The 4,198-nt window shown below is 45.5% G+C and carries 4 protein-coding genes; 2 read left to right on the forward strand and 2 right to left on the reverse strand.

What is annotated here, in order from left to right; all coding sequences use genetic code 11:
- Positions 1–846, reverse strand: an 846-nt coding sequence (locus ACWVCM_RS04595) for a tandem-95 repeat protein (protein WP_455200540.1), incomplete at its 3' end; no start/stop codon positions are given.
- Positions 847–1,383: 537 nt separating this feature from the next.
- On the opposite strand from ACWVCM_RS04595, the gene ACWVCM_RS04600 reads away from it, so the two are divergent.
- Entirely contained in the window at positions 1,384–1,623 is a 240-nt protein-coding gene (locus tag ACWVCM_RS04600; protein WP_455200541.1) for a hypothetical protein, read from the forward strand.
- Between the two features lie 97 nt (positions 1,624–1,720).
- Here ACWVCM_RS04600 and ACWVCM_RS04605 read toward each other — a convergent pair whose 3' ends face one another.
- On the reverse strand, positions 1,721–3,085 hold the full coding sequence (locus tag ACWVCM_RS04605) for a glycoside hydrolase 100 family protein (protein WP_455200542.1): 1,365 nt from the start codon (positions 3,083–3,085) through the stop codon (positions 1,721–1,723).
- 252 nt (positions 3,086–3,337) lie between these two features.
- Between ACWVCM_RS04605 and ACWVCM_RS04610 the strand changes: the two genes are divergently transcribed.
- On the forward strand, positions 3,338–4,198 hold an 861-nt coding region (locus ACWVCM_RS04610), incomplete at its 3' end, for an FAD-binding oxidoreductase (protein ID WP_455200543.1).

The following is a 4,198-nucleotide window of genomic DNA, read 5'->3' on the forward strand; positions in this document are numbered from 1 at the left end:
GTATGTTTTGGATGGGCTGACGCCTGTCGCACTGGTACCGTCACCAAAGTCCCACGAGTAACGCTGAATACCAGCCCCATCGGGATCAAATGACTGACTTCCATCCAGAGTGACCGGTTCACCAACAAGCGCTGAATAAGGTCCACCAGTGTTAGCGATCGGGCGATCAGAAATTGGGAACACGGTTACTGTTACATTTCCAATGGAACTGGCGCCACCCGCATCGGAGACACGATATTGAAAGTTATCAATACCGGAAAAATTCGGATTTGGGACATAAAAAATATGTCCATCCTGGGTAACAGAAGCCTGCCCGAATTGGGGCGCCTGTAACTGGCTTTCACCCAGGAATATACTCAGCGCGTCCTGCTCTATATCGCTATCATTGGATAGAACTGTGATCTCCACCCCGGTTGAGTCTTCAACCAGACTGAACTCATCGTCCTGCACCAGAGGCGCATCGTTAACCGCTGCCACATGAACCACAACAGTTGCTGACAACTCTGAACCATTCCCATCAGAGATGGTGTAGGTAAAAGAATCATCACCAAAATAATTTGATGCGGGTTGATATATGATTAGACCGTTGGCGTCCTGCTGCACGCTACCATTAGCTGGTTGCGTATAACTATCCAGGAAGTATGAGGCATCCTCAATGTTCTCCAGTACATCAATAGGATCGGAGAATACGTCCTCATCAAGATTAATTTCTATGTTATTGGCAACAACTTTATTCGGGCTTTCACCAGGCGCGGCTCCGTCGCCTCCCCCGGAACTACAAGACAGCAATATAAAACTTGTTAACAATAATACTAAACTACGCCAGCTTTTTGTTGTTATCATCATTGTTATAGTTCAGACACCCGAAAAATAACTACAGTGTCCCACTCCCCCCGTTTCCCTGTGACCATATTTATTCTTACCCGCAGAATAAATGCGTACCCCCACACTACTTCCAGCAAAACTTTGTTAACAGTAACTGTTGATTACCAGTAGTCCGCAGCGTTTTTTAATGGTTCGAGTTAACGCTCGAAGCTAATGATACTCATTATTGACAACTATCGCCAACAGTAGAATTCTGTTGCCGTCGTTTTATCCATCGTTTATATCACTAATAATGACTGCTGCTGATTATTTTTGCTAACGCTTTTATTGATAGTTTTCTGGCTATCGACTCCCGTTATCTATCCGCCTGCAGCTTCGCACAAGAATGTGTGTTTTTTATCCAGACTCACTATTTACCCATAGTTTATAAGGGCTTAAGCATCTCTTAAGCAAGTCATAATTTTGAATTCAGCATCAAATACTCCAACCATACAGAAGCAAATGAAACAGGAAACTTTGTAAAACTGTAAATTAACCCGTCAACAAAAGGAGAAAATGATGAAAAACTCAATTAATCGTATCGCGAATGTCGTTGTTGGAAGCGGCTTGATCGTCACAACGATGACAGCAAGCACTGCCCCATTGGGAGCCCTGGCTATACTGCCTTTGATTGGTGCAGCCCTGGTACTGGTTGGTGTATCTGGCGAAAGCCCTCTTTCCGGAACGGAACGCACGATAGCAGGTAAAGCGTCAAATCTGGTGAATGGTGCTTCCCATGTTCGTGCACACGCTGTGTAATAACGACAACGCTGATTGTGACTTTACAGTCAACTAGAACCCTTCCCATGACGACTCTGGGAAGGGCTTCTCTTTTCCAGAACGATACAACTATTTATCAGAAACTAATCGATTCAAGCACCGACCGGGAATCCGGATCTTCCATCAGGCGATGGGCAACGATTAAAGCCGCTGCCGTCCAGGTTTGATTGTAATTGGCCCGCCGGCCAATGAGTGTTCCTTTATTACCGTCATAATATTCGGGCCATTGGTGTTTCATTAATTTATCCATGGCGGTGTCAATCGCTTTGCAGGCAAGGTCTTTTCTATGAACTCGTAGTGCAGCCCCTACAAACGCCCACAACAGGCAAGGCCAGTTACCACCATTGTGATACGACCACGCTACATTTTTAGGATCACTTCCCGTAGTATAGGCCCACTTTTCACCAGTCACCGCGGGATAACAAATTTTTAACGGCATCTGTCCCACCAGCTCATCCCAATGCGCATCATATAGATGCATTATTTGAACAGCCTGATCGTCAGTGGCCAGGCCAAATAATATCGACAGCAAATTGCCGAACGAGAAAAAGCGAAAATCCATACGACCAGGCCCAAGGTTTCCAACCAAATATCCGGCGTTGTCCGGCACCCAGCCATCAATCCAGTCTGGAATAGTTTCCGGATAGATATTTAAAACATTTACTGCATCATGACCGAATTCTTCACTTCGAAAGCGGTGGATTTCATTGAGTCTTTCCTGATCCAGCCAGAAATAAATGCGCACATAGGAACGTAAGGTCTGTAAACGTTTTTTCGCACGTAATAATAGTTGCTCGTTTTCTGGATCTGGTTTCAATAACTCTAACGCAGTTTGCAACATTCCATAAAACAGGGCCTGTATTTCCAGGGGATGGCCATACACTGCCATGCGCCGATCAATCATGAACGAGGCATCAGGCACCAGCATGGCCGGCGATGTTTCAAAACTTTCGCGAAGATACAATCGCAAGATCGAACGCATGCTTTCCTGCATGGGATCACTATAGGCAATGCTTCGATCTTTGGTAATGTTCACATAAGCCCGAAGCAACAACATCCACCACATGGCGGAATCAACAGGTGCAACACGCCCGATAGCACGGTCGCCAAAATCTGCCGATGGTGCAGCATTTTTATCACTGTCGCGTGGCACCTGGAAACTGGCCGGCATTAAACCAATTGCTCGCTCATGTCCTTCCATGACGGATTGTTGTCCCCTGAGTTCCATCACTACATTCAGGAAATTTTTGACAATCTCGGTTTCACCGTCCATGAGAAACACCAGCGCACTGGGTACGAAATCCCGTACAAAACATTCCTCATAATTTGCAGCCTCTACTTCGCTATGTACTGCGGCTGCTGTACCCACGGGCTTGCCCTGATAACTTAATACAGACTTGTTCAGCAATTCATAGGCTGACTCGATGACTTTGTTTTCCATTTTTCGTTTCCGCTAACTCCAGGATAAGAAATGATTCTGATATTGATAATTTGTACCTTGATTATAGGTAATAAACGACGCAAACTATGGTATGGTTAACATTTGTTCACAACATAATCCAATACCCGTAGCAATACGCCGCGGCCGAAGCTAGACAAACTACTTAGATGTCACGGTATTTTCCGCACAATATTTGGCACATTCCGAAAAACCATCTACCATCGAATAAGCAGTTATCAATCTACATCATCTATGAGTAACCAGAACAATACCCGCTTATTCCAATCGCTGGCAAAATTGATCGATGGTGATGTTCGTTTCGATGAACTGAACCAGATGCTGTATGCCACGGATGCTTCCATTTACCAGCATCAACCACTCGCCGTTGTTAAGCCAAAACATCGCAATGACTGTATTGAACTGGTGCAATTTGCCAGGGAACATCAAATCCCCCTGATTCCACGAGCAGCCGGGACCAGTCTCGCCGGCCAGGTGGTAGGTGAAGCTATCGTGGTTGATACCTCACGATATATGAACAATATCGTTGAAATAAATGTTGAACAACAAACGGCGCGCGTACAGCCTGGGGTGGTACTGGATATACTAAACCAGCAGATTCAGAAATTTGATCTGCAATTTGCACCCGACCCTTCTACTGCCAGCCGCTGTACTATTAGCGGCATGATCGGCAACAATGCCTGGGGCGCCCATTGCCCCATGTATGGTACAACCAGGGATTACGTGCTTTCACTGGATAACATTCTCAGTGATGCCAGCTATTCCAAATTCAGTGCCATGACTAACCAGCAACTGATCAACCGAACTAACCAGGAGTCATTGGAAGGAAAACTCTGCAAATTTATCAAGGACGCTATTGATAATGAGAAGGACACTATATTGAACGCTTACCCGGCGAATGATGTAGTACCTTGCAATATGGGTTACCCGTTTCACATTCTGGCAGATTCACAACCGTGGAATCCGCAAGGTGAACCGTTTAATCTCGCCAGGTTTATCTGTGGTACGGAAGGGACATTATCGTTAATTACGGAAGCTACATTAAAGCTGGTACCATTACCCAGGCATCGCCACATGGTATGCTGTCATTTTGAC

The organism is Kaarinaea lacus, assembly GCF_975902315.1.

What these genes read in the sequence shown, in the direction of transcription:
- ACWVCM_RS04600 (WP_455200541.1), top strand. Translation starts at nt 1,384, where the DNA reads ATGAAAAACTCAATTAATCGTATCGCGAATGTCGTTGTTGGAAGCGGC.
- ACWVCM_RS04605 (WP_455200542.1), bottom strand. Translation starts at nt 3,085, where the DNA reads ATGGAAAACAAAGTCATCGAGTCAGCCTATGAATTGCTGAACAAGTCT.